General features: G+C 69.7%; 23 protein-coding genes. 9 read left to right on the top strand and 14 right to left on the bottom strand.

What is annotated here, in order from left to right:
* Nucleotides 1-57: 57 nt before the first annotated feature.
* Complete coding sequence (gene ahcY, locus AC07NS_RS25355) at nucleotides 58-1,449, bottom strand: adenosylhomocysteinase (RefSeq protein ID WP_494607843.1); 1,392 nt, start codon at nucleotides 1,447-1,449, stop codon at nucleotides 58-60.
* Nucleotides 1,450-1,893: 444 nt separating this feature from the next.
* Between ahcY and AC07NS_RS25350 the strand changes: the two genes are divergently transcribed.
* Complete coding sequence (locus AC07NS_RS25350; RefSeq protein ID WP_494607841.1) at nucleotides 1,894-3,909, top strand: AsmA family protein; 2,016 nt, start codon at nucleotides 1,894-1,896, stop codon at nucleotides 3,907-3,909.
* Nucleotides 3,910-3,922: 13 nt separating this feature from the next.
* Here AC07NS_RS25350 and AC07NS_RS25345 read toward each other — a convergent pair whose 3' ends face one another.
* Nucleotides 3,923-5,416 (bottom strand): CYTH and CHAD domain-containing protein, encoded by a 1,494-nt coding sequence (locus AC07NS_RS25345; RefSeq protein WP_494607839.1) that lies wholly within the window; start codon nucleotides 5,414-5,416, stop codon nucleotides 3,923-3,925.
* Nucleotides 5,417-5,524: 108 nt separating this feature from the next.
* Between AC07NS_RS25345 and bioB the strand changes: the two genes are divergently transcribed.
* The gene (gene bioB / locus AC07NS_RS25340; protein ID WP_494607838.1) at nucleotides 5,525-6,553 is read left to right on the top strand and encodes a biotin synthase BioB; all 1,029 of its coding nucleotides are present in this window, start codon (nucleotides 5,525-5,527) and stop codon (nucleotides 6,551-6,553) included.
* Nucleotides 6,554-6,862: 309 nt separating this feature from the next.
* On the top strand, nucleotides 6,863-9,616 hold the full coding sequence (locus AC07NS_RS25335; protein ID WP_494607836.1) for a M16 family metallopeptidase: 2,754 nt from the start codon (nucleotides 6,863-6,865) through the stop codon (nucleotides 9,614-9,616).
* A 221-nt stretch (nucleotides 9,617-9,837) separates the two neighbouring features.
* Here the strand turns inward: AC07NS_RS25335 and AC07NS_RS25330 are convergent, their stop codons facing one another.
* The 5 genes from AC07NS_RS25330 to chvI all read right to left on the bottom strand — a co-directional run bounded on the left by AC07NS_RS25330 (nucleotide 9,838) and on the right by chvI (nucleotide 13,364).
* On the bottom strand, nucleotides 9,838-10,116 hold the full coding sequence (locus tag AC07NS_RS25330) for an HPr family phosphocarrier protein (protein WP_058348727.1): 279 nt from the start codon (nucleotides 10,114-10,116) through the stop codon (nucleotides 9,838-9,840).
* Nucleotides 10,113-10,517: a PTS sugar transporter subunit IIA gene (locus AC07NS_RS25325; protein ID WP_058348726.1), complete on the bottom strand. Its 405-nt coding sequence runs from the start codon at nucleotides 10,515-10,517 to the stop codon at nucleotides 10,113-10,115. Before AC07NS_RS25325 ends, AC07NS_RS25330 begins: the two co-directional genes overlap by 4 nt.
* A 75-nt stretch (nucleotides 10,518-10,592) precedes the next feature.
* A complete protein-coding gene (locus AC07NS_RS25320) occupies nucleotides 10,593-11,027 on the bottom strand; it encodes an HPr kinase/phosphorylase (RefSeq protein WP_494607834.1) in 435 nt (144 codons plus the stop codon).
* Nucleotides 11,024-12,685, bottom strand: a complete 1,662-nt coding sequence (gene chvG / locus AC07NS_RS25315) for a two-component sensor histidine kinase ChvG (RefSeq protein ID WP_494607832.1) — start codon at nucleotides 12,683-12,685, stop codon at nucleotides 11,024-11,026. Before chvG ends, AC07NS_RS25320 begins: the two co-directional genes overlap by 4 nt.
* Nucleotides 12,654-13,364, bottom strand: coding sequence for a two-component response regulator ChvI (chvI, locus tag AC07NS_RS25310; RefSeq protein ID WP_110119894.1), 711 nt, complete (start codon nucleotides 13,362-13,364; stop codon nucleotides 12,654-12,656). The genes chvG and chvI overlap by 32 nt, the downstream gene beginning before the upstream one ends.
* A gap of 265 nt (nucleotides 13,365-13,629) precedes the next feature.
* Between chvI and AC07NS_RS25305 the strand changes: the two genes are divergently transcribed.
* Entirely contained in the window at nucleotides 13,630-15,336 is a 1,707-nt protein-coding gene (locus tag AC07NS_RS25305; RefSeq protein ID WP_494607830.1) for a hypothetical protein, read from the top strand.
* A gap of 230 nt (nucleotides 15,337-15,566) precedes the next feature.
* Entirely contained in the window at nucleotides 15,567-15,878 is a 312-nt protein-coding gene (locus AC07NS_RS25300; RefSeq protein ID WP_494607828.1) for an EthD family reductase, read from the top strand.
* A gap of 198 nt (nucleotides 15,879-16,076) precedes the next feature.
* Here AC07NS_RS25300 and pseC read toward each other — a convergent pair whose 3' ends face one another.
* Both pseC and pseB read right to left on the bottom strand, forming a co-directional pair.
* Nucleotides 16,077-17,240 carry a UDP-4-amino-4,6-dideoxy-N-acetyl-beta-L-altrosamine transaminase gene (pseC, locus tag AC07NS_RS25295; RefSeq protein WP_494607826.1) on the bottom strand — a complete coding sequence of 388 codons (1,164 nt, stop codon included), beginning with the start codon at nucleotides 17,238-17,240 and terminating at the stop codon, nucleotides 16,077-16,079.
* Nucleotides 17,240-18,277 carry a UDP-N-acetylglucosamine 4,6-dehydratase (inverting) gene (pseB, locus tag AC07NS_RS25290; protein WP_487290188.1) on the bottom strand — a complete coding sequence of 346 codons (1,038 nt, stop codon included), beginning with the start codon at nucleotides 18,275-18,277 and terminating at the stop codon, nucleotides 17,240-17,242. Before pseB ends, pseC begins: the two co-directional genes overlap by 1 nt.
* Before the next feature lie 118 nt (nucleotides 18,278-18,395).
* On the opposite strand from pseB, the gene AC07NS_RS25285 reads away from it, so the two are divergent.
* Entirely contained in the window at nucleotides 18,396-18,800 is a 405-nt protein-coding gene (locus AC07NS_RS25285; RefSeq protein WP_110120174.1) for a hypothetical protein, read from the top strand.
* Here the strand turns inward: AC07NS_RS25285 and AC07NS_RS25280 are convergent.
* The 3 genes from AC07NS_RS25280 to AC07NS_RS25270 are packed head-to-tail and all read right to left on the bottom strand — an operon-like array spanning nucleotide 18,797 to nucleotide 20,206.
* Nucleotides 18,797-19,276: a nucleoside deaminase gene (locus tag AC07NS_RS25280; protein WP_494607823.1), complete on the bottom strand. Its 480-nt coding sequence runs from the start codon at nucleotides 19,274-19,276 to the stop codon at nucleotides 18,797-18,799. The genes AC07NS_RS25285 and AC07NS_RS25280 overlap by 4 nt on opposite strands.
* The gene (locus tag AC07NS_RS25275) at nucleotides 19,273-19,704 is read right to left on the bottom strand and encodes a type II toxin-antitoxin system VapC family toxin (RefSeq protein WP_494607821.1); all 432 of its coding nucleotides are present in this window, start codon (nucleotides 19,702-19,704) and stop codon (nucleotides 19,273-19,275) included. Before AC07NS_RS25275 ends, AC07NS_RS25280 begins: the two co-directional genes overlap by 4 nt.
* Nucleotides 19,694-20,206: a DUF7662 domain-containing protein gene (locus AC07NS_RS25270; protein ID WP_494607819.1), complete on the bottom strand. Its 513-nt coding sequence runs from the start codon at nucleotides 20,204-20,206 to the stop codon at nucleotides 19,694-19,696. Before AC07NS_RS25270 ends, AC07NS_RS25275 begins: the two co-directional genes overlap by 11 nt.
* Nucleotides 20,207-20,349: 143 nt before the next feature.
* Here AC07NS_RS25270 and AC07NS_RS25265 point away from each other — a divergent pair, with 143 nt between their 5' ends.
* Nucleotides 20,350-21,654, top strand: a complete 1,305-nt coding sequence (locus AC07NS_RS25265) for a pseudouridine synthase (RefSeq protein WP_494607817.1) — start codon at nucleotides 20,350-20,352, stop codon at nucleotides 21,652-21,654.
* 159 nt (nucleotides 21,655-21,813) lie between these two features.
* Here the strand turns inward: AC07NS_RS25265 and AC07NS_RS25260 are convergent, their stop codons facing one another.
* Nucleotides 21,814-22,485: a CDP-alcohol phosphatidyltransferase family protein gene (locus tag AC07NS_RS25260; protein WP_494607815.1), complete on the bottom strand. Its 672-nt coding sequence runs from the start codon at nucleotides 22,483-22,485 to the stop codon at nucleotides 21,814-21,816.
* A gap of 108 nt (nucleotides 22,486-22,593) precedes the next feature.
* Here AC07NS_RS25260 and AC07NS_RS25255 point away from each other — a divergent pair, with 108 nt between their 5' ends.
* Nucleotides 22,594-23,577, top strand: a complete 984-nt coding sequence (locus AC07NS_RS25255; protein WP_494607813.1) for a phosphatidate cytidylyltransferase — start codon at nucleotides 22,594-22,596, stop codon at nucleotides 23,575-23,577.
* Between the two features lie 7 nt (nucleotides 23,578-23,584).
* Nucleotides 23,585-24,238 (top strand): lysophospholipid acyltransferase family protein, encoded by a 654-nt coding sequence (locus tag AC07NS_RS25250; RefSeq protein ID WP_494607811.1) that lies wholly within the window; start codon nucleotides 23,585-23,587, stop codon nucleotides 24,236-24,238.
* Here the strand turns inward: AC07NS_RS25250 and AC07NS_RS25245 are convergent.
* Nucleotides 24,235-25,179, bottom strand: coding sequence for a CPBP family intramembrane glutamic endopeptidase (locus AC07NS_RS25245; RefSeq protein ID WP_494607809.1), 945 nt, complete (start codon nucleotides 25,177-25,179; stop codon nucleotides 24,235-24,237). The two genes, AC07NS_RS25250 and AC07NS_RS25245, sit on opposite strands and share 4 nt — an antisense overlap.
* Nucleotides 25,180-25,221: the final 42 nt, after the last annotated feature.

Raw genomic sequence — 25,221 nt, 5'->3', positions numbered from 1 at the left:
GAAAAAGCCCGCCGCGCGGTGCGCGGCGGGCTCTTCGGTTCGAACGCCGAGACGCTCTTAGTAGCGGTAGTGGTCCGGCTTGAACGGGCCGGCTTCCGGCACGCCGATGTAGTCGGCCTGTTCCTTGTTCAGCTTCGACAGCTTGGCGCCCAGCTTCTCCAGGTGGAGGAAGGCGACCTTTTCGTCGAGGTGCTTGGGCAGGGTGTAGACCTCGTTCTTGTACGCGGCCTTGTTGGTCCACAGCTCGATCTGGGCCAGGGTCTGGTTGGTGAAGCTGGCCGACATCACGAACGAGGGGTGGCCGGTGGCGTTGCCCAGGTTCACCAGGCGGCCTTCCGACAGCACGATGATCTTCTTGCCGTCCGGGAATTCCACGTGGTGCACCTGCGGCTTGATCTCGTCCCACTTGAAGTTGCGCAGGCCGGCGATCTGGATCTCGCTGTCGAAGTGGCCAATGTTGCAGACGATGGCGTTGTTCTTCATCTGCCGCATGTGGTCGACGGTGATGACGTCCTTGTTGCCGGTCGCGGTGACGTAGATGTCGGCCTTGCCGGCGACGTCGTCGAGGGTCTGGACCTCGTAGCCTTCCATGGCCGCCTGCAGGGCGCAGATCGGGTCGATCTCGGTGACGATCACGCGGGCGCCGCCTTGGCGCAGGCTGGCGGCCGAGCCCTTGCCCACGTCGCCGTAGCCGCAGACCACCGCGACCTTGCCCGACAGCATGACGTCGGTGCCGCGACGGATGGCGTCGACCAGGCTTTCACGGCAGCCATAGAGGTTGTCGAACTTGGACTTGGTGACGCTGTCGTTGACGTTGATGGCCGGGAACGGCAGGTCGCCCTTGGCGGCCATCTGGTACAGGCGGTGGACGCCCGTGGTGGTCTCTTCCGAGACGCCGCCGATGGCGTCGCGGATGGCCGAGTAGAAGCCCGGCTTTTCGGCCAGGTAGCGCTTCATCACGGTGTAGAGCGCTTCTTCTTCCTCGTTGGTCGGGTTGTTGAGGATCGACGGATCCTTCTCGGCCTTGGGACCCAGCACGCACAGCAGGGTGGCGTCGCCGCCGTCGTCGAGGATCAGGTTCGGATAGCCGCCGTCGTGCCACTCGAAGATCTTGTGGGCGTATTCCCAGTACTCGACCAGGTTCTCGCCCTTGAAGGCGAAGACCGGGATGCCGGCGGCGGCGATGGCGGCCGCGGCGTGGTCCTGGGTCGAGAAGATGTTGCAGGAGGCCCAGCGGACCTCGGCGCCCAGCGCCGTCAGGGTCTCGATCAGCACGCCGGTCTGGATGGTCATGTGCAGGCTGCCGGCGATGCGGGCGCCCTTCAGCACCTGGGCCGGACCGTATTCGGCGCGGGTGGCCATCAGGCCCGGCATTTCGGTCTCGGCGATGGCGAGTTCCTTGCGGCCGAAATCGGCGAGCGAGATGTCCTTGACGATGTAGTCGGCCACGGTCGGCTCCTGGATCGGGGGATTGTCTTGCCCGCCTTATAGCGCGCACGGCGGACAGTGGCAAATTCACATAAAGATTTCCTTATGTCCGCAGGGCGCGAAAGAAATCTCGTCGCGAGCGAACTGGCGTGACGCTTGCGGGCGAAGGCGGCTCAAGTGTCAAAGTGGGATCTGGGGGACTACCGAACATGCGCTCGCCGAGCCGGCCTTTCTTCAAGGCCTATGAAATCGTGGCCATCGTCGCCTTCGTGGCGGCCGCCGTCATCGTGGGCAGCCTGAAGCTCGTCTACTAAACGGGCCTCCTGAACGCGGGCGAACAGCCCGCCTTGGAACGAAACGGCGCCGCCCACGCGTTGTAGGCGGATGCCGGAAGGTTCCGTTACACCCCCGCCGCCGCCTCCGCCCGAGGCCACCGCCACGCCGCGACGCCGCTCGTGGGGCGCCTTGCCGCGCGCCGCGCGCTGGGGGATCGGCGCGGCCCTGCTGATCCTGGCGGCGATCATCGCCTTCGTCGTCTGGTTCGACTGGAACATGCTGCGCGGCCCGGTCGGCCGCTTCGCCTCGGCCCAGCTGCACCGCGAAGTGCGGATCGACGGCGACCTGCGCGTCCATCCCTGGTCGTTCTCGCCCAAGGCCGAGGCCTACGGCCTGTTCGTCGGCCAGCCGGACTGGGCGCCCAAGACCGGTCCGCAGTCGGGGCACATGGCCCGGATCGACCGGGTGGCGGTGCAGATCAAGCTGCTGCCGCTGCTGAAGGGCGACGTCATCCTGCCGCTGGTGGCCGTGGACCGGCCCGACGTGCGGCTGCTGCGCGAGGCTTCGGGCCGCGCCAACTGGACCTTCGGCGACCCGAACAAGAAGAGCACCAAGCCGCTGAAGCTGCCGGCCATCCAGCACTTCGTGATCAACGACGGCCAGCTGCGGGTCGAGGACCGCTCGCGCGACGTCCTGTTCACCGGCACGGTCAGCTCGAACGAACATGCCAGCGGCGACGGCAAGGGCCGCTTCGTGCTGGAGGGCAAGGGCCAGTACAACCGCTCGCCGTTCCTGGCGCGGGTGACCGGCGGACCCCTGCTGAACATCTCGCCCAACCGCCCCTACCCGTTCGACGCCCGGGTCAGCGCCGGCTCGACCCAGGTCACGGCCGAGGGCTCGATCACCAAGCCGTTCGACCTGGGCCGCTTCGAAAGCAACCTGACGGTGGCCGGCAGCGACCTGAACCGGCTCTACGGCCTGACCGGCCTGACCCTGCCCAACACGCCGCCCTACAGGATCAGCGGCCACCTGGTGCGCAAGGGCGGGCGGTTCGACTTCGAGAAGTTCTCGGGCCGCATCGGCGATAGCGACGTCAACGGCGACCTCTTCGTGCTGGTCGACCGCGAGCGGCCGTATCTGGAGGCCGATCTGCGCTCCAAGCGCTTGGACTTCGACGACCTGGGCAGCCTGGTCGGCGCCGCGCCGGCCACGGGCCGGGGCGAGACCGCCTCGGCCGGCCAGAAGGTCGAGGCCGGCCAGCGCGAGGCCACCGGCCGCCTGCTGCCCGACGCCACCCTGCAGACCGACCGCGTGCGGGCCATGGACGCCAAGGTCACCTACCGCGCCCTGGCGGTGAACGCGCCCAACCTGCCGCTGCAGAAGGTCCGGCTGGACCTGACGCTCGACAAGGGCGTGCTGAACATGGACCCGATCGCCTTCACCTTCTCGCGCGGCGATCTCGCGGGCAAGGTGCGGCTGGACGCCCGGCCGAACGTGCCGGTCACCGACCTCGACCTGCGCCTGACCAACGCCAAGCTGGAAGACTTCATCCCGCTGAAGAGCGGCGGCAAGCCGGCCATCGAGGGCGGCATCGTCGCCCGGGCCAAGCTGCGCGGCGTCGGCAATTCGGTGCACCGCGCCGCGGCCTCGTCGAACGGCACGGTGACCCTGGTCGCTCCCAAGGGTCAGGTGCGCCAGGCCTTCGCCGAGCTGCTGGGCGTCAACGCCTCCAAGGGCCTGCTGATGCTGCTGTCGAAGGACAACAAGGAGACGAGCCTGCGCTGCGCCGTGGCCAGCTTCGACGTCAGGAACGGGGTGATGCGCGCCGACAAGATCATCGCCGACACCGGCGTGGTCCTGGCCAAGGGCGAGGGCACGATCAACCTGGAGACCGAGCGCCTGGACCTGCAGATCGAGGGCGACAGCAAGAAGCCGCGCCTGGTGCGGCTGTTCATCCCGATCGAGATCAAGGGCCCTCTGGCCGCGCCCCGTATCAGCCTGCAGACCAGCGGGGCCTTCGCCCAGGGCGGGGTCGCCGCGGCGCTGGGTTCGCTGATCAACCCGCTGGCCGCCATCCTGCCGTTCGTGACGCCGGGCCTGGAAAAGGACGCCGACTGCGCCTCGCTGGTCGCCGAGGCCCGCGGCGACGGCGTGGCGGTGCGCACGACCCAGACCACCCAGGCCAAGCCGAAGAAGGGCAAGTAGGCCTAGGCGGCTCTCACCAGAACGGCTTGAGGTCGGCCAGTTCGTCCAGCGCCGCCTTGGCCTCGCGGGTCAGGCTCTCCGTTCCTTCCGGCGCGGCCGACAGGCGACCGGCGGCGTAGGCGGCTTCGGGGTCGCCGTCGGCCAGGGCGGCGGCGCGGGCCAGATCCGCGCCCAGGGTGGCGTCGTTGAGGCCGCCCAGCGCGTCCTGCATCTGACGTGTGGCCGCCGACCACCGCTCCAGCCGCTTGGGATGGTCGGGGAACAGCGGGGCCAGGGCGTCGATGGCGTAGCGCAGGCCCTTGCCGCGGATGCGCAGGTGATGGCGGGCCTCGGCGTCGAGGGCTTCGAAGTCCTCGCCGCGCTTCAGCACGTCCTTGGCCAGCCTGTTCAGTTGCTTGGCCGCGAAGGCCTTGGCCGGCGTACGGCGGGCCTCGGCGCGCTCGGGGTCCTCCAGCCAGTCGCCGGTCTCCAGCCAGGCGGCGATGTCGAGCGCCAGCGGGCCGAAGCGCTCGGGCCGGGCGGCGTCGACCGCGCGGCCATAGGCGCCCTGCTGGGCCTCGACCAGGGCCTTGCCCAGCGCGCCCAGGCCCTCGACCGGCTGCGGGTCGGCCGAGACGGCGGGACGCCAGACGCCGGCGATATAGACGTCGAGGTCGCGGGCCGGACCCAGGGCGTCGGCCAGGGCCTTCAGCGCATCGAGCGCCGGCGTGGCGGCCAGCTTGCCGGTCAGGGGGCGGAAGAGCTTGATCAGGGCGCGCAGCCGGCGGGCGGCGACGCGCAGTTCGTGCACCGCCTCGGGGCCAGGCAGGTCGGCCAGGGTCTCGGCGGCGACGCACAGGCGGCCCAGGGCGGTGTTGCCCAAGGCCTGGAAGGCCTCGGCGGCGGTCATGTCGGGGCGCAGCACGGCCGCCTCGCGACGGGCCGAGGGCGCCTCGCCCAGGGCCAGGGCGTAGCCGCGCTCGGCCTTGCTGACCAGAGACAGGCGCAGCGGTGCATGGGCCATCAGGTCGCGGGCCAGGGCGAACAGGGCGGCGGGCGCGCCGGTCTTCAGTTCGAGCTCCAGCTCGCTGACGGCGGCGCGGTCGGTTCCGGCCTGCAGCTCGCCACGGTCCAGCGCCGCCTCGATAGTCGCGCCGCCGTGCTCGACCAAACGCAGGGTGCGCTCGACCTTGGCGGCGAAGACCGGTGCGAGAACGTCGCCGTTGACGATGCGGCCGGCCGGGGTCTGGTCCAGCAGGTCGCGGTCGGGACCGGGCCCGGTGACCGGGGCCTCCCATTCACCGCGCGCGAACACCCCGCCGGCCGAGGCCGATTTCAGGGTCTGCTTGCGACCGCCGTCGCCATCGCGCACCCGCAGGCCGAAGCCCGCCCGGCGCAGGGCGTGATCGGCGGTGTCGTAATAGGTGGCGTCGAGCCGGCGCACCGCCTCGCGGCCGTCCAGACGGGCCAGGATCGCGTCGGAAGCCTCCGGGGCGATCAGGAACTTCAGTTCGATTTCGCGGTCCATGATCCGACTATAACCAGCCTGGCGGGGTTTGGCTTCCGCAACGCAACATCGGTGCGCATGCGCGGGCCGTCTTGCCATTCGGATCGCCCAAGTTCAAACCTGCGCGCCATGACGCCGATCAACATCTCCGCACAGCCCCGCCACGACTGGACCCTTTCCGAGGTCGAGGCCCTGTTCGCCCTGCCGTTCATGGAGCTGGTGTTCGAGGCCGCGCGCGTTCACCGCGCCTGGTTCGACCCCTCCGAGATGCAGCTGTCGCAGCTGCTGTCGGTCAAGACCGGCGGCTGCGCCGAGAACTGCGGCTACTGCAGCCAGAGCGCCCACTTCAAGACCGGCCTCAAGGCCGAGAAGCTGATGGAGCCGGCCGTGGTCATCGCCAAGGCCAAGGCCGCCCGCGACGGCGGCGCCCAGCGCTTCTGCATGGGGGCGGCCTGGCGCGAGCTGAAGGACCGCGACCTGCCCAAGCTGGCCGAAATGATCGGCGGGGTGAAGGCGCTGGGCATGGAGACCTGCGCGACCCTGGGCATGCTGACCGCCGAACAGGCCAAGCAGCTGAAGGACGCGGGCCTGGACTACTACAACCACAACCTCGACACCGGCCCGGACTACTACAAGGACGTGGTGACGACCCGCACCTACCAGGAGCGTCTCGACACCCTGGCCTATGTGCGCGACGCCGGCATGAGCACCTGCTGCGGCGGCATCGTCGGCATGGGCGAGACCCGCCGCGACCGCGCCGGCCTGCTGCACCAGCTGGCCACCCTGCCCTCGCACCCCGACAGCCTGCCGATCAACGGCCTCGTCCCCATCAGCGGCACCCCGCTGGGCGACCAGATCCTGGCGGAAGGCGAAAAGGCCATCGACTCCATCGAGTTCGTGCGCACCATCGCCGTCGCCCGCCTCGTGTGCCCGAAAGCCATGGTCCGCCTGTCGGCCGGCCGCGAGGGCATGAACCGCGAACTGCAGGCCCTGTGCTTCATGGCCGGCGCCAACTCGATCTTCGTCGGCGGCAAGCTGCTGACCACGCCCCTGCCGGACATGGACGACGACAGCCGCCTGTTCCACGACCTCGATCTGAAGCCGATGGTCATGGTGAAGGCCGAGGTCGCGGCTCCGGAAGCAATTCCTGCGGAGTAGGCCTGCAACTCTCTTCACCAAATTCCGTCTTCCTCGCCCTTGTGGCGAGGATCCATGGATCAACCTGCTCAGACCTTTCCAGTTCTGCTCGGGTCTGAGCAGCGGCCGGCATGGACCCTCGCCACAAGGGCGAGGGAGGCGGTGAGGTTTGCGAGAGTAGGTGAGGGAAGGCGACCAGCCCCCCGAAGCTCGCTCCATTTCTGGACGAAATTTAATCCGGCGGCGCACGTCGCTCGCTTGTCCCGGAGGCCCCGCAACCTATGGTGCGGGGCATCTTCGCTTTTGCGCGAAACCTGTTCGGGGCCCTTCATGAAGCTGTTCGCCTCCGCCGCCGTCGCGGCGTTGCTCCTCGCCAATCCGGTGCTGGCCCAAGCCGCGCCAAAGCCGGCGGCCAAGGTCACCGGCCAGCTGGCGCAGCTGCCCGAAGTCGACATCCCCTACAGCAAGTTCGTGCTGCCCAACGGCCTGACGGTGATCGTCCACGAGGACCACAAGGCCCCGATCGTGGCGGTGAACGTCTGGTACCACGTCGGCTCCAAGAACGAGCCCAAGCGCCGCACCGGCTTCGCGCACCTCTTCGAGCACCTGATGTTCAACGGCTCGGAGAACTTCAACGACGACTGGTTCAAGGCGCTGGAGAAGCTGGGCGCCACCGACATGAACGGCACCACCAACACCGACCGCACCAACTACTTCCAGAACGTGCCGACCGCGGCCCTGGACCAGGTGCTGTGGCTGGAAAGCGACCGCATGGGCCACCTCGTCGGCGCCATCGACAAGGCCCGCCTCGACGAGCAGCGCGGCGTCGTCCAGAACGAGAAGCGCCAAGGCCAGAACCAGCCCTACGGCCAGGTCTGGGACGTGATCACCGCCAGCACCTACGACGCCGACCACCCCTACGGCCATACGGTCATCGGCGAGATGGAAGACCTCGACGCGGCCTCTCTGGACGACGTCAAGGACTGGTTCAAGAACTACTACGGCCCGGCCAACGCCACCCTCGTGCTGGCCGGCGACATCACGCCCGCCGAGGCCAAGGCGAAGGTCGAGAAGTACTTCGGCGACATCCCCTCGGGCCCGCCCCTCACCCGCCAGAAGGCCTGGGTGGCCAAGCGCACCGGCAGCCAGCGCGCCGAGATGCAGGACCGCGTGCCCCAGGCCCGGATCTACAAGGTCTGGAACGTGCCGGAATACGGCGCGGCCGACATCGACTACCTGGACCTGCTCAGCGACGTGTTGGTCTCCGACAAGACCTCGCGCCTCTACAAGCGCCTCGTCTACACCGACCAGATCGCCACCAATGTCGGCGCCACCGTCTCGACCAGCGAGATCGGCAGCCAGTTCCTGGTCATCCTGACGGTAAAGCCGGGCGGCGACCCGGCCGCGGTCGAGAAGGCCTTCGACGAAGAGTTCCAGCGCCTGCTGCGCGACGGTCCCACCCCCGAGGAGGTGGCCAAGGTTCGCACCCTGCACCTGTCGAACTTCGTGCGCGGCGTCGAGCGGATCGGCGGCTTCGGCGGCAAGTCCGACATCCTGGCCGAAAGCCAAGTCTTCCTCGGATCGCCGGACGCCTACAAGGAGAGCCTGGAGCGCGTTCGGGGGGCGACAGCGGCCCAGCTGCAGGCGGCCGGCAAGACCTGGCTGACCGACGGCGACTTCACCCTGACGGTGACGCCGTTCCCGACCTACACGACCACGCCGGGCGTCGACCGCAAGACCATGCCCGAGGTCGGCGCGACCAAGGCCCCTGCCTTCGTCAAGCTCGAGCGCGCCACCCTCTCGAACGGGATCAAGGTGATCCTCGCCGAGCGCCACGAGACGCCGCAGATCCGGATGAACATGGTGTTCGACGCCGGCGTCGCCGCCAGCGCCGGCGACAAGGCCGGCCTGACCGGCGTGGCCACCAGCATGCTGACCGAGGGCACGACGCACCGCGACGGCCTGACCATCAGCCGCGAACTGGCCCAGCTGGGCGCGGGCGTCGGCTCGGGCAGCGGCCTGGACTTCACCCAGGTGACGCTGAACACCCTGACCACCACCCTCGATCCGGCCCTGGCGATCTATGCCGACGTGCTGCAGAACCCGGCCTTCAAGCCCGAGGACCTCGACCGCCTCAAGAAGCAGAACATCGCCGGCGTCAAGCAGGCCAAGCAGAACCCTCAGGCGATGTCGGGCCGCGTCCTGCCGGTCGTGGTCTATGGCGCCGGCTCGCCCTACGGCCAGCTGATCACCGAGGAGTCGATCGACTCGATCACCCGCGACGATCTGGTGCGCTTCCAGAAGACCTGGCTGCAGCCGCAGGGCGCCACCCTGGTCGTGGTCGGCGACACCACCCTGGCCGAACTTCTGCCCAAGCTGGAGGCCCAGCTGGGCGCCTGGAAGGGCGCCCAGACCAAGTCCAAGCCGCCGGTGGTCGCCGCGCCCAGCAAGGCCGCCGTCTACCTGATCGACAAGCCCGGCGCCCAGCAGTCGGTGATCGCCGCCGGCGACCTGCTGCCGCCGCGCGATCCGTCGGAACAGGCCGCGCTGGACACCTTCAACACGGTGTTCGGCGGCGACTTCGTCTCGCGCCTGAACATGAACCTGCGCGAGGACAAGCACTGGTCGTACGGTGCCTCGTCGGGCGTGCGCGACGCCCGCGGCTCGCGCCTGTTCCTGATCCGCGCCCCGGTGCAGACAGACAAGACCGCCGAGTCCTTCGTCGAGGCCCGTAAGGAGCTGACCGAGATCATCGGCGCGCGGCCGATCACCCCGGCCGAGCTCGCCAAGGCCCAGAACAGCCTGACCCTGTCGATGCCCGGCAACTGGGAGACCGGCGACGCCGTGGCCGGCTCGATCGGCGAACTGGTCAATTACGGCCTGCCCGACAGCTATTTCGACAACTATCCGGCCGACGTGCGGGCGGTGACCGTCGACAGCGCCACGGCGGCGGCCAAGAAGGCGATCAAGCCGGACGAGCTGGTCTGGGTGATCGTCGGCGACCGCGCCGTCATCGAGCCCAAGCTCAAGGCCTTGAAGCTCGACATCCAGGTGATCGACGCGGATGGGAAGCCGGTGAAGTAAAGGTTTCCTCGGAGCCTGGACATGCGAAGGGCGGCCTCTGGGGGCCGCCCTTTTGCTTTTCTCCCGTCATTCCCGCCCTTGTGGCGGGAACCCCTGGTTCCGCCCGCACGTGAAGCGCCAGCGGATCGCCAGCGATCCGCCTCATCCGCGCCTGCGGCTGACAGAGGGTTTCTCGCCACAAGGGCGAGAATGACGGAAGGTAGGGGTGGACGCAGAGCGCCTCAGCGCTCTTCGTCGAACCGGTTTCCCACCAGCTCAACCAGCGCATCCACGGCGGCCTCGGCCTCGGGGCCTTCGGCGGCGATGTCGATGGTCGAGCCGATGCCGGCGGCCAGCATCATCAGGCCCATGATCGAGCGGGCGTCGACGCTGGAGCCCTCGCGGGCGACCTTGACCTCGGCGTCGAAGCCCGAGGCCAGCTTGACGAACTTGGCCGAGGCCCGGGCGTGCAGCCCGCGCTCGTTGATGATCTCGACCGTGGCTGTCGCCGTTCGACTCATTTTTCTCCCGCCAGCACGTAGGAGGCCACGGAGATGTATTTCCGTCCAGCCTCCTGGGCGTGGGCGACGCAGGCGTCCAGGTCGTCACGGGTGCGCACGCTGGCCAGCTTGATCAGCATCGGCAGGTTCAGCCCGGCGATGACCTCGGCCTTGGTCTGCTCCATGACCGAGATGGCCAGGTTGCTGGGCGTGCCGCCGAACATGTCGGTCAGCAGGATGACCCCCGCGCCGTCATCGACGGCGGCGCAGGCCTTCAGGATGTCCGACCGGCGACGCTCCATGTCGTCTTCCGGCCCGATGCAGATGGCCTTCACCGCGGTCTGCGGCCCCACCACATGCTCCATGGCGGAAACGAATTCCTCCGCCAATCGCCCGTGCGTGACGATCACGAGCCCGATCATGCCTGGTCTCTCAAACGGGATCCCCTTCGCCCGAAACGGCAGGGAGGCGCCGCGCGGGCCGCCTTGATACGCTTGTTAGGGACCGACTCCAAGATGCTCCAGCATGCGGGCGATCTTCGTCGGAGCGGCGGGTTCGAGCGGCCACAGGTCGAAGACGGGTACGGAAACGCCCAAAACCACTTCAAACCGAGGCTCGGGCAGGCGTTCGACGCGTGCCGGGGCCTCGACGCAGCGCACCAGCAGCGTGATCTCGGAGAGGCGCAAGGCCGGCTCGGAGACCACGCCGAAGCCCCGGATCTCGACCAGACCGGCCAGCGGATCGGGCGCGCGGCCGTAGAGCCGTCCCTCGGAGGCGAAGGTCACCACCCTATCATCGGCCACCAGGCGAAAGCCCGTTTCCAGCGTCCGCAGGGCCAGATCGCTCTTGCCCGCGCCCGAGGCGCCTTCGATCAGCGCCCCGCGCCAGCGGCCGCCGACCCGGCGGGCCACCAGCCCGGCGTGGCGGATCACTCGCGGCCTCCATGGCCGTGACCATGATTGTGATGGCCGTCGCGATGCTCGGGCAGCTCGACCACGAAGCGGGCGCCGATCACCTTGCCGGTCTCGTCCTGGCGGTTCTCGGCATGGATCTTCCCGCCATGCGCCTCGACGATCTGGCGGGCGATCGACAGGCCCAGGCCCGAATTGCCGCCAAACGCCCGGCCCTTGGGACGCGAGGTGTAGAAGCGCTCGAAGATGGTCTCCAGATTGTCGGCCGGGATGCCCGGGCCGTCGTCCTCGACCGTCGTGGTCAGCCGGCCGTTCTGGCGGACCAGCCCGACCCGCACCTCGCCGTCGCCGGCGCTGAACGAGCGGGCGTTGTCGATCAGGTTGCGGAACACCTGACCCACGGGGATCTCCCGCGCCAGCACCCGGACCGGACCGGTCGGCAGGCCGGCCAGCGCCACGCGGACGCTGAACGGCGGCTCCTCGCCGCGCACCTGGCCCTGGTAGATGGTCACGGCCTCGGTCAACAGGCGGGCCAGGTCGATCGGCCGCGGGGCCTCGCGCGACAGCTCGGCGTCGAGCCTGGAGGCGTTGGAGATGTCGGTGACCAGGCGATCCAGGCGGCCGACGTCCTGCTGCAGGATGCCCAGCAGCCGCTGACGGGCCTTGGGCTCGGTGACGAGGTCCAGGGTCTCGATGGCCGAGCGGATCGAGGTCAGCGGGTTCTTGATCTCGTGGGCCACGTCGGCGGCGAACCGCTCGATGGCCCCCATCCGCTCGGACAGGGCCTCGGTCATCTCTTCAAGGGATCTGGAAAGGTCGCCGATCTCGTCGTTGCGGCGCGAGATGTCGGGCAGGCTGATGGCCCGCGCGCCCTCCAGGCGCACGTGGTCGGCGGCCCTCGCCATGCGCAGAACCGGCTGGGCCACCAGGCGGTGCAGCAGGACGGACGAGACCAGCACCGCGCCCACGGCCACCAGCACGAAGGGCAGCAGGGCCTTGCGCTCGGCGCTGATGATCTCGTCGACGTCGCCGGCCTCGACGGTCAGCACGCCCAGAACCGCCCGGACGTGCTGGATCGGGATCGACACCGACACCACCCGCTCGCCGTTTTCGGCCACGCGCTGCTGCTTGACCGTCTCGCCCATGCGGGCGCGGGCGATCTCCTGCTCGAACTCGGCGCGGGCGCGCTCCAGGGCGCGCGGCTTGGCGTCCTTGTCCTGCAACGACAGGCGGAAGCCGTTGTCGCCGGCCTTGCGGGCGGGCGGCAGCACCTTCCACTCGACGCGGTCCTCGACGAGGTAGGAGTCGGCTAGCAGCCGGCCCTGGCCGTCATAGAGGCGGGCGCGCTGCGAATGGCCGGCGAAGAACGATTGCAGGATGTCGTTGGCCGCCGCCACGTCGAGCGCCGGCTCGGGCTCGCCCACGGTGGCGGCCCGTTCGATGATGTTGGCGATCAGCTCGCCCTGGGTGCTGAGGCTGTCGATCCGCGCGTTGATCAGGCCGTTGCGCAGCTCGTTGAGCACCAGGGCCCCGACCACCAGGATGGCCAGGGCCAGCAGGTTCAGGCCGATGATCAGCCGCCCCAGCCGCGAAGCGCGCGGCCAGGCCAGCCGGCGCCGCTCGCGCGGCGCAGGCTCAGGACCCGGCTCAGGCCTCGCGGTAGCGGTAGCCGACGCCATACAGGGTTTCGATGGAATCGAACTCGGGGTCCACCTGGCGGAACTTCTTGCGCATCCGCTTGATGTGGCTGTCGATGGTGCGGTCGTCGACATAGACCTGATCGTCGTAGGCGGCGTCCATCAGGTTGTCGCGGCTCTTCACGAAGCCGGGACGCTGGGCCAGCGATTGCAGCAGCAGGAACTCGGTGACCGTCAGGCGCACCGGCTTGCCGTCCCACAGGCTGTCGTGGCGGGCCGGGTCGAGCGTCAGCTTGCCGCGCTTCATCATCTTCGAGCCGGCGGCGCCGGCGGCCGGGGCCGCGGGATCCTCCTCCTCGGGGCGGGCGCGACGCAGCACGGCCTTCACCCGCTCGAGCAGCAGGCGCTGGCTGAACGGCTTGTGCATGTAGTCGTCGGCGCCGAGGTTGAAGCCGAGGATCTCGTCGATCTCGTCGTCCTTCGAGGTCAGCATGATGACCGGCGTCTCGGACGACTGGCGCAGGCGGCGCAGCACTTCCATGCCATCCATGCGCGGCATCTTGACGTCCAGGATGACGAGGTCGGGCGGATTGCTTTCCACCGCCTCGAGCCCGGAGACGCCGTCGTAATAGGCCTTCACCGTGTGGCCATGGCTCTCCAGGGCCAGAGAGACCGAAGCAACGATGTTTTCGTCGTCGTCGATGAGCGTGATCTCGGCCAAGCCGTATAATCCTCCGAAAATCCGTGGGCCGATCCTATCGACCCTGGCGCTCCGCTACAACGCACGGAGCGGCCAAGCTTTCCATCCGGCCTTTTCGAACCCTATTGCGGCCAGGGCGTGGCGGGCTTGGACACACATGAGGCGTCGATCCGCCCCACCGATACGAAGCCCGATACGAAGAACGCGGAAAACACCGGTCTTGGGCCCTCAACCTCGCCTTAAGGTCTCGTACGCCATAGTCGAGGCTCAGGAGCCCCATCAGCCCATGAGCGACCAGGTCCATTACGAGCTATTCGTGCGCCGCAAGGTCGGCGCGCAATGGACTCTGGACATGGCTACGGAAATCCGCAGCCACGCCCTGGCCCAGGCCGAGGAAGTCCTGAATTCGGGGCGCGCCGTCGCCGTGCGGGTCTCGAAAGAGACCCTGGACCCCGAAACCCGCGAATATCGCTCCATCTCGATCTTCACCAAGGGCATGGTCGACGGCGGCAAGCCGAAGAAGCCCGTCGAGGAGATGGAGCCGCTGTGCGTGCAGCCGGCCGACCTCTACACGGCCCACGCCCGCGACCGCATCGGCCGCCTGCTGGAAAGCTGGCTGCATCGCCACAAGGCCACCCCCTTCGAACTGCTGCACCGGCCCGACCTGGTCGAGAAGCTGGAAGCCTCCGGCACCGACCTGCAGCACGCCCTGCAGAAGATCGCCATTCCCGAGGCCGAGGCCCGGGGCATGTCGGTCCACGAGCTGATCCGTAATTTCCAGGGCCTGGTCGAACGCTCGGTCGCCAACCTGATGAAGGCCTTCAAGAAGGGCCAGCTGCCGGACCTCGACAAGGAAGGCTTCGCCAAAGCCGCCGAGCGCCTGGCCGCCGACCCGGACCGCGCCTTCCTGCTGGGGGCCGGCGTCGCCGCCTCGATCGCCCCGGCCAAGGACTGGAGCGAGAAGATCGCCCGCCTGCTCGACCTGGCCGACGCCGCCCCGGCCGAGCCCAAGGCCCGCGCCGCCGCCCTGGCCGCCATCGAGACCCCTCTGGCCGAGATCATCGGCTCCAAGGCCGGCATGGCCGACCTGCTCAACACCGCCGACGACCTGGGCGCGACCCTGGCCGCCATGACCCGCCTGGCCGGCGGCGCGCAGGTCGAGATGCTGATCAAGGTCGAGGCCAGCGTCCGCGCCTGCATGCCCGAGCTGTCCGGCACGGCCAAGCGCCTGGGCCAATGGCTGACCGGTTCCGATTTCCCCAGCGTTCGCGCCTCGATCGCCCGCCGGGTGCTCAAGGAGCTGAACGGCGTGCGCCGCCTGAAGCCGACGGATGCGGAGTCGGAGATCGAGCACCTGCGCGCCCTTGCGATGAGCCTGACGGCCGCCGCCGGCCGCATCTTGCCGGCCGAAGACATCACCGCGGCCTTCACCACCCGCTCCAAGACCCTGCTCAACGGCGACTTCATCGAGAGCCTGCTGGGCCGCGACCGCTCGGCGCGCGAAGAGATCGTCATGCTGATCCGCCTGGCCGAGAACGTCATGGGCGCGGTCAACAAGCGCCACGCCGCCCGCTGGCTGTCGGCCAACATCCAGGCGATGCGCTTCGAGAAGGAGATGCGCCAGGGTCCCGACACTCCGTCGGTGAAGCTGGCCGCCCTGGCGGCGCTGCAGAAGTCGCTGATCCGCTCGGGCCTGGTGCCCGAGGACTACCAGCCGCTGTGCGCCAAGCTTGGCGAGGTGGGCGGCATGGTCGAGGCCGACGCGCGCCTGCTGTCGCTGCTGGTCCGCGCGCCCGCGCCCCTGCCCCAACGCCTGGCCCTGCTGGCCCGCCTGGCCAGCGGCGAGGCCGGCCCCACCGGCCCGGTCGCCGACCGCGCCCGCATCGAGGCCCTGAAACTGGCCCGCGCCCCCGAAGCCCGCGAGGCCTTGGCGGCGAGTCCCGAGACGCTGGACCTGCTCAAGGGCTTGGTTCAGCAGCAACAGGCGGCTTAGCGCACCCTCTTTCGCCAACAAGTTCGCCTTCCTCGCCCTCGTGGCGAGGATCCATGTCGACGACTGCTCAGACCTAGGCCGTTCTGCGAAGGTCTGAGCGGCTGAACGATGGATCCTGGGCACAAAGCCCAGGAAAGCGATTGTCCGGGTTCCGAGATTGCCTCCGAGCTTGACCATCGCGCGCCGGCGGCCAATCTGCCGCCCCGCTCACGATCGGTCCGGAACTTGCCATGGCCTTCATCAGCATCGTCTATCCGGCCCGCGACGGCGCGCGTTTCGACCACGACTATTACGCCCGCACCCACATCGTCATGGTGCGCGAGGCCCTGAGCGAAACCGGCCTGCTGGACGCCAGGGTCTATCGCGGGGTGTCGGCCCTGGACGGCGGTCCGGCGCCGTTCGTGGCGATGGCGCACCTGACCTTCCGCGACGAGGCCGCCATGCGCGCCTGCCTGGACAGCCCGGCCGCGCCCGGCCTGCACGCCGACGTCGCCAACTTCACCGACATCGCGCCGGTGATCGAGATCTACGCGGCGGGCTGAGGGCCAACCTTTAGGAACCTCTCCCATGGGAAGAGGGAGGGGCCCGCGCCGCAGGCGTGGGAGGGTGAGGGGGTACGCCCTCACCGGATAATCCCGAAAATCCTCGCGAGAACGACAGCGCGCGAACGGCCATCGTCCCTAACCCCTCACCCTCCCAGGCTTCGCCTGGGCCCCTCCCTCTCCCTATGGGGAGAGGTTTTAGACCCCCAGCGCCCTCGCCAGCGCCTCGACCACGCGGTCGACGTCGCCGTCGTCCATGGTCGGATAGAGCGGCAGGGTCAGGCAGCGGTCATACCAGGCGTCGGCGCCGGGCAGATCGGCCAGGCCATACCGGTTCACATAGTAGGGCTGGCGGTGCACGGGAATGTAGTGGACCTGGCTGCCGATCCCTTGCGCCTTCAGGGATTCGACCACCGCGGCGCGGGTGGTCATGGCCGCCTCGAAGTCGATCAGCACGGTCAGCAGGTGCAGGGCCGGGTTCGACCCGGTCGGACTGGCCGCAAGCTGCACGAGCGGCGACAGCGGGGCCAGAAGCTGCGCGTAGCGGGCCGCCAGGGTGCGCCGACGCTCGACGAAGCGATCCAGCTTGGCCAGCTGCGAGATGCCCAGGGCGCACAGCACGTCGGGGATGCGGTAGTTGAAGCCCAGTTCGGGCATCTCGTAGACCCAGGGTTCGGCGCCGGCCGGACGCACCATGCCGTGGCCGCGCAGGGAGCGGGCGCGGGCCGCCAGGGCGTCGTCGTTGGTGGTCAGCATGCCGCCCTCGCCGGTGGCCAGCGTCTTGACCGGATGGAACGAGAAGCTGGCGAAGGCCGAATAGGCGCCGTCGCCGACGGGATGCTCTTCGTTGCCGAAGGTCGCCGTCGAGCCCAGGGCGTGCGGCGCGTCCTCGACCAGCACCGCGCCGGCGGCGCTGGCCATGGCCTTCAGCGCCGGAAGGTCGCAGACGTCGCCGCGCAGGTGCACAGGCAGCACGGCCCGCACGCGGCGCTCGCCCGCGCGGGAGAGCGCGTCTGCCAGGGTGTCGGGGGTCATCAGGCCGCTGGCCGGATCGACGTCGGCGAACACCACCTCGGCCCCGACGTAGCGGGCGCAGTTGGCCGTCGCCAGGAAGGTGACGGAAGGGGCGATACAGACATCGCCCTCGCCCACGCCGAGCGCCAGCATGGCCAGGTGCAGGGTGGCGGTGCCGTTGGAGACGGCGATGGCGTGCTGCGCCCCGACCTTGTGCTTGAACGCCGTCTCGAAGGCCTCGACCGTCGGACCGGTGGTCAGGAAATCGGCCCGCAGGGCGGCGGCGACGGCGGCGACGTCGTCGTCCTCGATGGTCTGGCGCCCATAGGGGAGGAACGGCTGGGCCATCAGCCCGCCTTCTCCTCCAGCATGGCCAGCAGGCCGTCGGCGCTCAGCCAGTCGTGATTGTTGTCGCTGCTGTAGGAGAAGTCCTCGGCGACGGGCTTGGCCCCATCGGCCGCCGAATAGGGGACGCGGCCGAACTCGGCGAAGTTGGGCTCGATGGCGAAGCGGTCGTCGAACTCGACGGTCGAGCGCGAGTCGTCGGCGCTGATCATGATCTCGTGCAGCTTCTCGCCGGGGCGGATGCCGATGACCTTGATCCCCGCCGTCGGCGACATGGCCTTCACGAGATCGGGCATGGCCATGGACGGGATCTTCGGCACGAAGATCTCGCCGCCGCGCATCAGGTTCAGCGACGACAGCACGAAGTCGACGCCCTCGGTCAGGGTGATCCAGAAGCGGGTCATGCGCGGATCGGTGATCGGCAGCTCGGTCGCGCCCTGGGCCAGCAGGCGGCGATAGAGCGGCACGACGCTGCCGCGCGAACCCACCACATTGCCGTAGCGGACCACCGCGAAGCGGGTGCCGATGTCGCCCGACAGGTTGTTGGCCGCCACGAAGGTCTTGTCCGAGGCCAGCTTGGTCGCGCCATAGAGGTTGGTCGGGTTGCAGGCCTTGTCGGTCGACAGGGCGATCACCTGCTTGACGCCATTGTTGAGGCTGGCCCAGACCACGTTCTCGGCGCCCAGCACGTTGGTGTGGATGCACTCCGAGGGATTGTACTCGGCGGCCGGCACCTGCTTCAGGGCCGCGGCGTGGATCACGATGTCAACGCCGCGCAGGGCCAGGGTCAGGCGCTCGCGGTCGCGGACGTCGCCCAGGAAGAAGCGCAGCTTGGCGAAGGCGGCCTCGTCGAACTGCTCGCGCAGCTCCAGCTGCATGTCGCTCTGCTTCAGCTCGTCGCGGGAATAGATGATGACCTTCCGCGGGTCCGACAGCCTGAGCACGGTCTCGATGAACCGGCGACCGAACGATCCCGTACCGCCGGTGACCAGGATCACCTTGCCGTCGAGGTCGAGGGTTTGCGGTGAAAAGCGTCCCAAGATCAGCCTCCTCGCGCCCGCCGCGCGCGCAAACGACGCACGGGCAATCCAGGTTAACGCCGTTTGTGACGCACCAGACGTAAAGAGGACGTCAACCACGACGGGTTATGGGAAGTCCATGCGCCGCATCCTTGCCCTTCTCGCCGCCGTCCTGACGCTCGCCGGTCTCTGCGCCTCGCCCGCTTTCGCCAGCGGCCACGAGGCCAAGAAGGAGGCGCCGCCGACCTATTTCGCCCTGCCGACCATCACCGCAACGGCCATCCGCCGCGACGGCCGCAAGGGCGTGATGACGCTGGAGACCGGCATCGAGGCCAAGGACCCCAAGGTCATGGAATACGCCGTGGCCTCGACCCCGCGCCTGCGCGCGGCCTTCGCCCAGGTGCTGATGACCTACACCGCCGGCCTGCGCCGCGGCGTGCCGCCCGACCTCGACTACATCGGCGCCGAGATGCAGAAGGCCGCCGACCGGGTGCTGGGCAAGAAGGGCGCGAAGGTGCTGCTCGGCTCGGCGATGGTGAACTAGGCTTCCGACGACGCCGGCTTCGCCTTCCGTCGCGCGCGGAAGAACCCGCGCAGCAGGTCGGCGCTTTCCTGCGCCATGACTCCCCCCGTCGTTTCCGGCCGCCAGTGACAGGTCGGCTGGGCGAAGAACTTCGGGCCGTGGAGCACCGCCCCGCCCTTGGGATCGTCGGCGCCCCAGACCACCCGGCCGATGCGCGCGTGGCTGATCGCCCCAGCGCACATGGCGCAGGGCTCCAGCGTCACCACCAGGGTCAGGTCGGTCAGCCGGTAGTTTTCCAGCTTAGCCGCCGCCGCCCGCATGGCCGCGATCTCGGCGTGGGCCGTGGGATCGTGGGCGGCGATCGGACCGTTGCCGGCCCGGGCGATCACCTCGCCGGTTCGGGGATCGAGGATCACCGCCCCCACCGGCGTCTCTCCGCGCGCGGCCGCCGCGCGGGCCTCTTCCAGGGCCAGGGCCATGGCGTCTTCGTCGGTCATGGGCGGCCTCCGTCTTCGAGCAGGCGAACAAGCGCGCCGAGGCCCGCTCCCCGCGCCTTGGCGACGAGGCGGGCGTCGGCGGTGACCACCACCGCCCCGCGCTGCTCGGCGAGGGCGACATAGGCCGCGTCATAGGCGCTCATGCCATGCTGAGCCGCCAAAGCGAAGGCGCGGGCGGCCAGACCGCCCATCGGGTGAAACTCGGCGACGATCTCGTCGAGGGCCGAGACGGCGCGACCGGCCAGTGTTTCGTCCAGCCCGTCGGTCCGCACGCGCCTAGCGGCGATGCTGGCCATCTCGATCCACAGCAGGTCGGGCGCGATCAGCCGCACGTCCGACAGGACCAGGGCCTTGGCGGCGTCGGAGCCGGCCTCAAGGAAGAACAGCTTGGCCGCCACCGAGGCGTCGAGCACGACCTCAGCGGCCATCGCGGTCCTCGCGCACCAGGACGGCGGCGTCGGTCGCGCCGGCCGGCAGGGGCTGGGCCAGGTCGGCCAGCAGGGTCCGGCGGCGCTCGACGGCCAGCGCGTTGAGCAGCGAGGCGACGGCGGCCTCGCGCGAAACGCCGGCCGAGGCGGCCTGACGATCGATCAGCTGCACGGCGGCCGGGCTCAGCAGGTCGAGCGGCACGGACAGGTTCTCGTCGCGATGGCGGAACGGCGTCGCGCCCTCGGCCATGCCACGCGCGGCCTCCCGCACGAAGGTCACCCGACGACCGGCGAGATCCAGCGCCGAGGTCTTCCAGCCCGCGTCGAGCCAGGCGGCGGCGTGGGTGTGGCCGATGCGCGTGTTGGACCACCAGGCCTGATGCTCGCGCGCCGAGCGCGGCAGGGCGAAGCCCAGCACGGCCTCGATCTCGCCGAAAGCCAGACGCAGCTCGTCACGGTCATAGGCGCCTTCGAGATGGCGCTTGAGCGGTTCGTACTTCATCGCCGCCTCCAGCTATAAGTTATATACTGTTATATCACCTTCAATCCGAAAAGTCCGCGCCTTGATCCCTCCGGCGTTCGGCGCCATGAGATTTCTTCAACGCCCATCGTGAGATGCGCCCTCCCATCGAAGGAACCCCGGTCATGACCGACAAGTATCAGCCCGCCCTGCACGACGCCGTCGAGCACGACACCGACGCCGAGGGCGGCGAGCGCGTCGCCAAGGCCCTGGCCCGCGCGGGCGTGGCCTCGCGGCGCGAGGTCGAACGGCTGATCGAGGCCGGCAAGGTGGTGCTGAACGGCCAGGTGCTGACCACCCCGGCCGTGCGGGTGTTCCCCGGCGACCTGCTGACCGTCGACGGCAAGCTGGTCGAGGACCGCCAGCCGACCCGCCTGTTCCGCTATCACAAGCCCACCGGCCTGGTGACCACCCACAACGATCCGGGCGGCCGCCCCACCGTGTTCGGCGCCTTGCCGCACGGCCTGCCGCGACTGATCTCGGTCGGCCGCCTCGACCTGAACTCCGAGGGCCTGCTGCTGCTGACCAACGACGGCGAGCTGTCGCGCGCCCTGGAGATGCCGCAGAACGCCTGGACCCGCCGCTATCGCGCCCGCGCCTTCGGCCACGCCACCCAGGAGACCCTGGACCGGCTGAAGAACGGCACGACCATCGAGGGCGTCCGCTACGGCCCGATCGAGGCCAAGCTCGACAAGGCCCAGGAAAAGGCCGGCGGCGGTCGCAACTGCTGGATCACGGTCACCCTGACCGAAGGCAAGAACCGCGAAGTCCGCAAGGTGCTGGAGTCGGTGGGCCTGAAGGTCAACCGCCTGATCCGCCTGTCCTACGGCCCGTTCGCCCTGGGCACGCTGCTGACCGGCCAGGTCGAGGAGGTCGGCCCCCGGGTGATCCGCGAGCTGCTCGAAGGCGTGATCTCCGAAGAGAACATGCCCACCGGCGACCGGCCGCAATTCGTCGGCGTCGCCGATCCGCTCTACGCCCCGGGCGTCGCCAAGGACGGCGAGCGCCCGCGCGGCGGCGAGGTGCAGCGCCGTGCGCCCTCGGGCCGCGCCCCGCAGATCGCCACGCCCAAGGTCGAGGAGCCCAAGAAGGTCTACAAGGCCGGCTGGGCCAAGGCCAAGATCCGCACCGACGGCCACAAGGCCAAGACCCACAAGCCCAAGTCGCTCGAGACCAAGTTCGTCGACAAGGCCCCGCCGCGCGGCAAGCCGCCGGCGCGCCCCGGCGCGGCCAAGGGTCCCTTGGGCAAGGGTCCCGCGGGCAAGGGTCCGGTCAGCAAGGCCGGCGCGGGCAAGGCCGCGCCCCAGGGCGCGACGCGCGGGAACGTGACGCCGGCCCGTCCCGCCGCCAAGCCCGCCGCCAAGCCCGCCGGCTTCAAGGGTCCGCGCCCGACCGGCGGCAAGCCGGCCCCGCGCGGTCCGAAGCGGTAGGTTTCCCTCCCGCTTAAAAACTGCTTTCCCCGGCCTTGTGCCGGGGACCCATCGTTCAACCTGCTCAAACCTTTCGCCCTCGGTCGCGACCTGAGCAGCGGCCGCCATGGGCCCTCGCCACAAGGGCAAGGGAGGCGAAGTTGTTGGACGGTGGAGGTCTCACCCCCTCCCCGCCAGCCGCGTGGCGAGGTTCCCCGTCCGCCGCACCAGGGTGACCAGGGTCCCGATGGCGATCACCGCCAGGCCCAGGGACAGCACCTCGCCGCGTCCGCGCCACAGCGGCTCGAAGGCGGCGACGGCGCAGGCCGCCGTCAGCACCGCCATGCGCTGGGGCTTGGCCAGGGGGCCGGAAAAATCGGCGGGAAAGCCGAGGCCTCGGCCGAGCTCGCGCACATAGGCCGTCAGCACCGCCAGCACGGCGGAAAGCCAGCCCAGGGCCGGACCGCCAGAGAAGCCGGCGGTCATCGCACCGTAGCCGGCCCCGGCCAGCAGCAGCACGTCGGCGATACGGTCGGGCAGCTCGTTCCAGATCGGTCCGAACGGGCTCCCGCGGCCATGCTCCACCGCCACCAGGCCGTCGAGCAGGTTGCAGACCAGGCGCAGCTGGATGCAGGCCGCCGCCACGACCAGGGCCGCGCCGCGCGGCCAGCCGTCCACCCCGCCGCTGGCCGCCAGCAGCGCCCCGCCCAGGCCCGCGAAGGCCAGGCCCAGGCCCGAGATCACGTCGGCCTTGATCCCCTTGCCGGCCAGGGCCTTGGCCAGGCCCTTAGCCCAGGCGGTCTGGCGGCTCCTCAGCGGGCGGCGGTTGTCGAGGTCGGGCGCATCGGTCATCGGGCGGCTTTCCGGCGGGGCGTCGTTCCCGGAAGGGAGACGGCGGCGGGAAGTTCCACGCCTCTGCGCAACTAGGCTATACCGAAGGTCGAGCCAGCGGGAGCGTCGATGGATTTCGCCGATTGGATAGGACGGGCGCAGGCCTTCCTGGCCGCCAAACCGCCCGCCCTGCTGGCGGGCCTGAGCGGCGTGGTGATCCTGCTGGGCGTCGCCAGCGCCATCGCCGCCGTCCTGCCGCTGCTCAAGCCCGGCAAGTCGTTCGAGGAACTGCGGCTGCGCATCGCCTCGTGGTGGGGGATGGTGGCCCTGCTGGCCGGGGCGCTGCTGCTGGGCTGGCAGGCGACCACCGCTGTCTTCGCCTTCATCTCGTTCCTGGCCCTGCGCGAGTTCCTGTCTCTCGCGGTGCGGCGACGCGAGGACCGGCCGGCCATCCTGGCGGCCTATGGCTGCCTGATCGCCGCCTACGGCTTCATCGTCGCCGACCGCTACATGTTCTACATCGTGTTCATCCCGGTCTGGGTGTTTCTGGGGCTGCCCGCTCTGATGGCGCTGATCGGCCAGACGCGCGGCTACCTGGCCAGCGCCGCGACCTTCCATTGGGGCCTGGTCACCTGCGTCTACAATCTGGGGGTCGTGGCCTTCCTGATGCGAGTGCCCGACAGCGAGCCGCTGCCGGCCGGCGCGGCGGGCCTGGTGTTCTTCCTGCTGCTGGCCACCGAGTTCAACGACGTGGCCCAGTACTGCTGGGGCAAGCTTTTCGGCCGCCACAAGATCCTGCCCAAGGTCAGCCCCAACAAGACCTGGGAGGGGTTCCTCGGGGGCTGGATCACCACCGCCGCCCTGATCTGGTTCCTGGGCCCGGTGTTCACGCCCCTGACGGACGTCGGTCTGGCCCTGGTCGCCTTCGTGCTGCCGGCGGCGGGCTTCGCCGGCGACGTGACCATGAGCGCCATCAAGCGCGACATCGGCGTCAAGGACACCTCACACGCCATTCCCGGCCACGGCGGGGTGCTGGACCGCGCCGACAGTCTGACCTTCACCGCCCCGCTCTACTTCCACCTGCTGGCCCTGTTCGGCCTGCAGAAGTTCTGAGCCAGCCGTGCGCCTGCTTCGCTTTCTCCTGCTGCTTCTGATCGCCCGACCGCTGGCGGTGCTGATGACGGGGGCCGACGTCACCGGCCGCGAGCGCCTGCCGCTGAAGGGCCCGGCGATCATCGCCGCCAACCACGCCAGCCATGTCGACACCCTGCTGATGCTGGCCGTCTTCCCGTCGCGGGCGGTGTCGAAGCTGCGGCCGGCGGCGGCGGCCGACTATTTCCTGCGCGATCCGGTGATCGGCTGGTTCTCGCGCCACGTGATCGGCATCGTGCCGGTGGCGCGCGGCAAGGCGGCCGACGGCGAGGACGTGCTGGCCCCGGCCCGCGCCGCCCTGGCGGCCGGCGAGATCGTGCTGATCTTTCCCGAAGGCACGCGCGGCGACGGCGAGAGCGACGAGATGGGCCAGCTGAAGAGCGGCGTCGCCCGCCTGGCCGAGGCCTTCCCGCAGGCGCCGGTGATCCCGGTCTGGATCCAGGGCGCCGGCCGGGTGCTGCCCAAGGGCGCCAGCGTGCCGGTGCCCCTGAACTGCGCGGTGCTGGTGGGCGAGCCGGTGGTCTGGACCGGCCGGCGCGGCGGCTTCATGGACGCCCTGCGCGCGGCCATGCTGGCCCTGAAGGCCCAGGCCCCGCCGCTGAGGTGGTCGGACGAGCCCTAGGCCGTCGCCACCCCCGCCCAGCGCGACAGCCGGGGCGTGCGCGCCACCAGTTCGGCCAGGCCGACATAGAGCGCCAGCATGCCGGCGGCGATCGGAACCACCTCCCAGCGGAAGGGATGAGGCGCTTCGGGGGCCAGGGTCATCGGCTGCAGGAACAGCAGGATGACGATGTTGTTGGCCGCGTGGGCGCCGATCGAGAACTCGATCCCGCCCAGGCGCAGCGTCGCCCAGGCCAGGCCGACGCCCAGCACCATGCGCACCAGGAAGGCGTCGGGATTGGGGTCGAAGTGGATGGCCGAGAACATCAGGCCGTTGATCGCCAGAACCAGCCAGGTGCGGTGGGTGAAGGCGCCGGAAAGCTTCAGCAGCCAGCCGCGGAACACCAGTTCCTCGGCCGCCGCGGCGACCAGCAGCAGGCCGATCGCGCCCGCCGCATGCACGAACCGGCTGTCGAGATCCGGCGTCAGGGTCAGGATCGGCGCGGCCGGCGGATGCGGATCGAGCTGGGCCAGGCCCGCCAGCAACGGCCCCAGGGTCACGGCGAACAGGGCAAGGCCCAGCAGGGTCAGCCGCCAGCGGAAACTCGGCGCGCTGGTCAGGTAGGACTTCAGGCGGCGCTCGTGCAGCATGGCGGCGACGGCGGCGAAGGCCGTGGCCATGCCGCCGTTGGTGGCGGCCAACAGGCACAGGACGAACAGCAGGGTCTGCAGGCTGCCGGCGGCCGCCTTGGGATCGCGCAGCGATTCCACCAAGGCCATGGCCGTCTCGAAGCCGCCCGGCGCCAGTCCGGCGAACAGGGCCATGACGAAGACCGCCCCGATGATCGCCGCCAGGGCCGCGGCGATCACGCCCACGGGCAAGCTCAGTAGCACGCGGCCGATGCGGCGGTCGGCCGGCGTCAGGTCGCCCAGGAAGGCCGATCCTCTCACGTCCTCGAACACGCGCCGTCCCCTCGTACAACCCCTGCTCCTCGCTAGAGCGGC

This window comes from Caulobacter sp. GW821-FHT10A10 (genome assembly GCF_059415745.1).
This window is presented reverse-complemented; position numbering and strand designations above follow the sequence as displayed.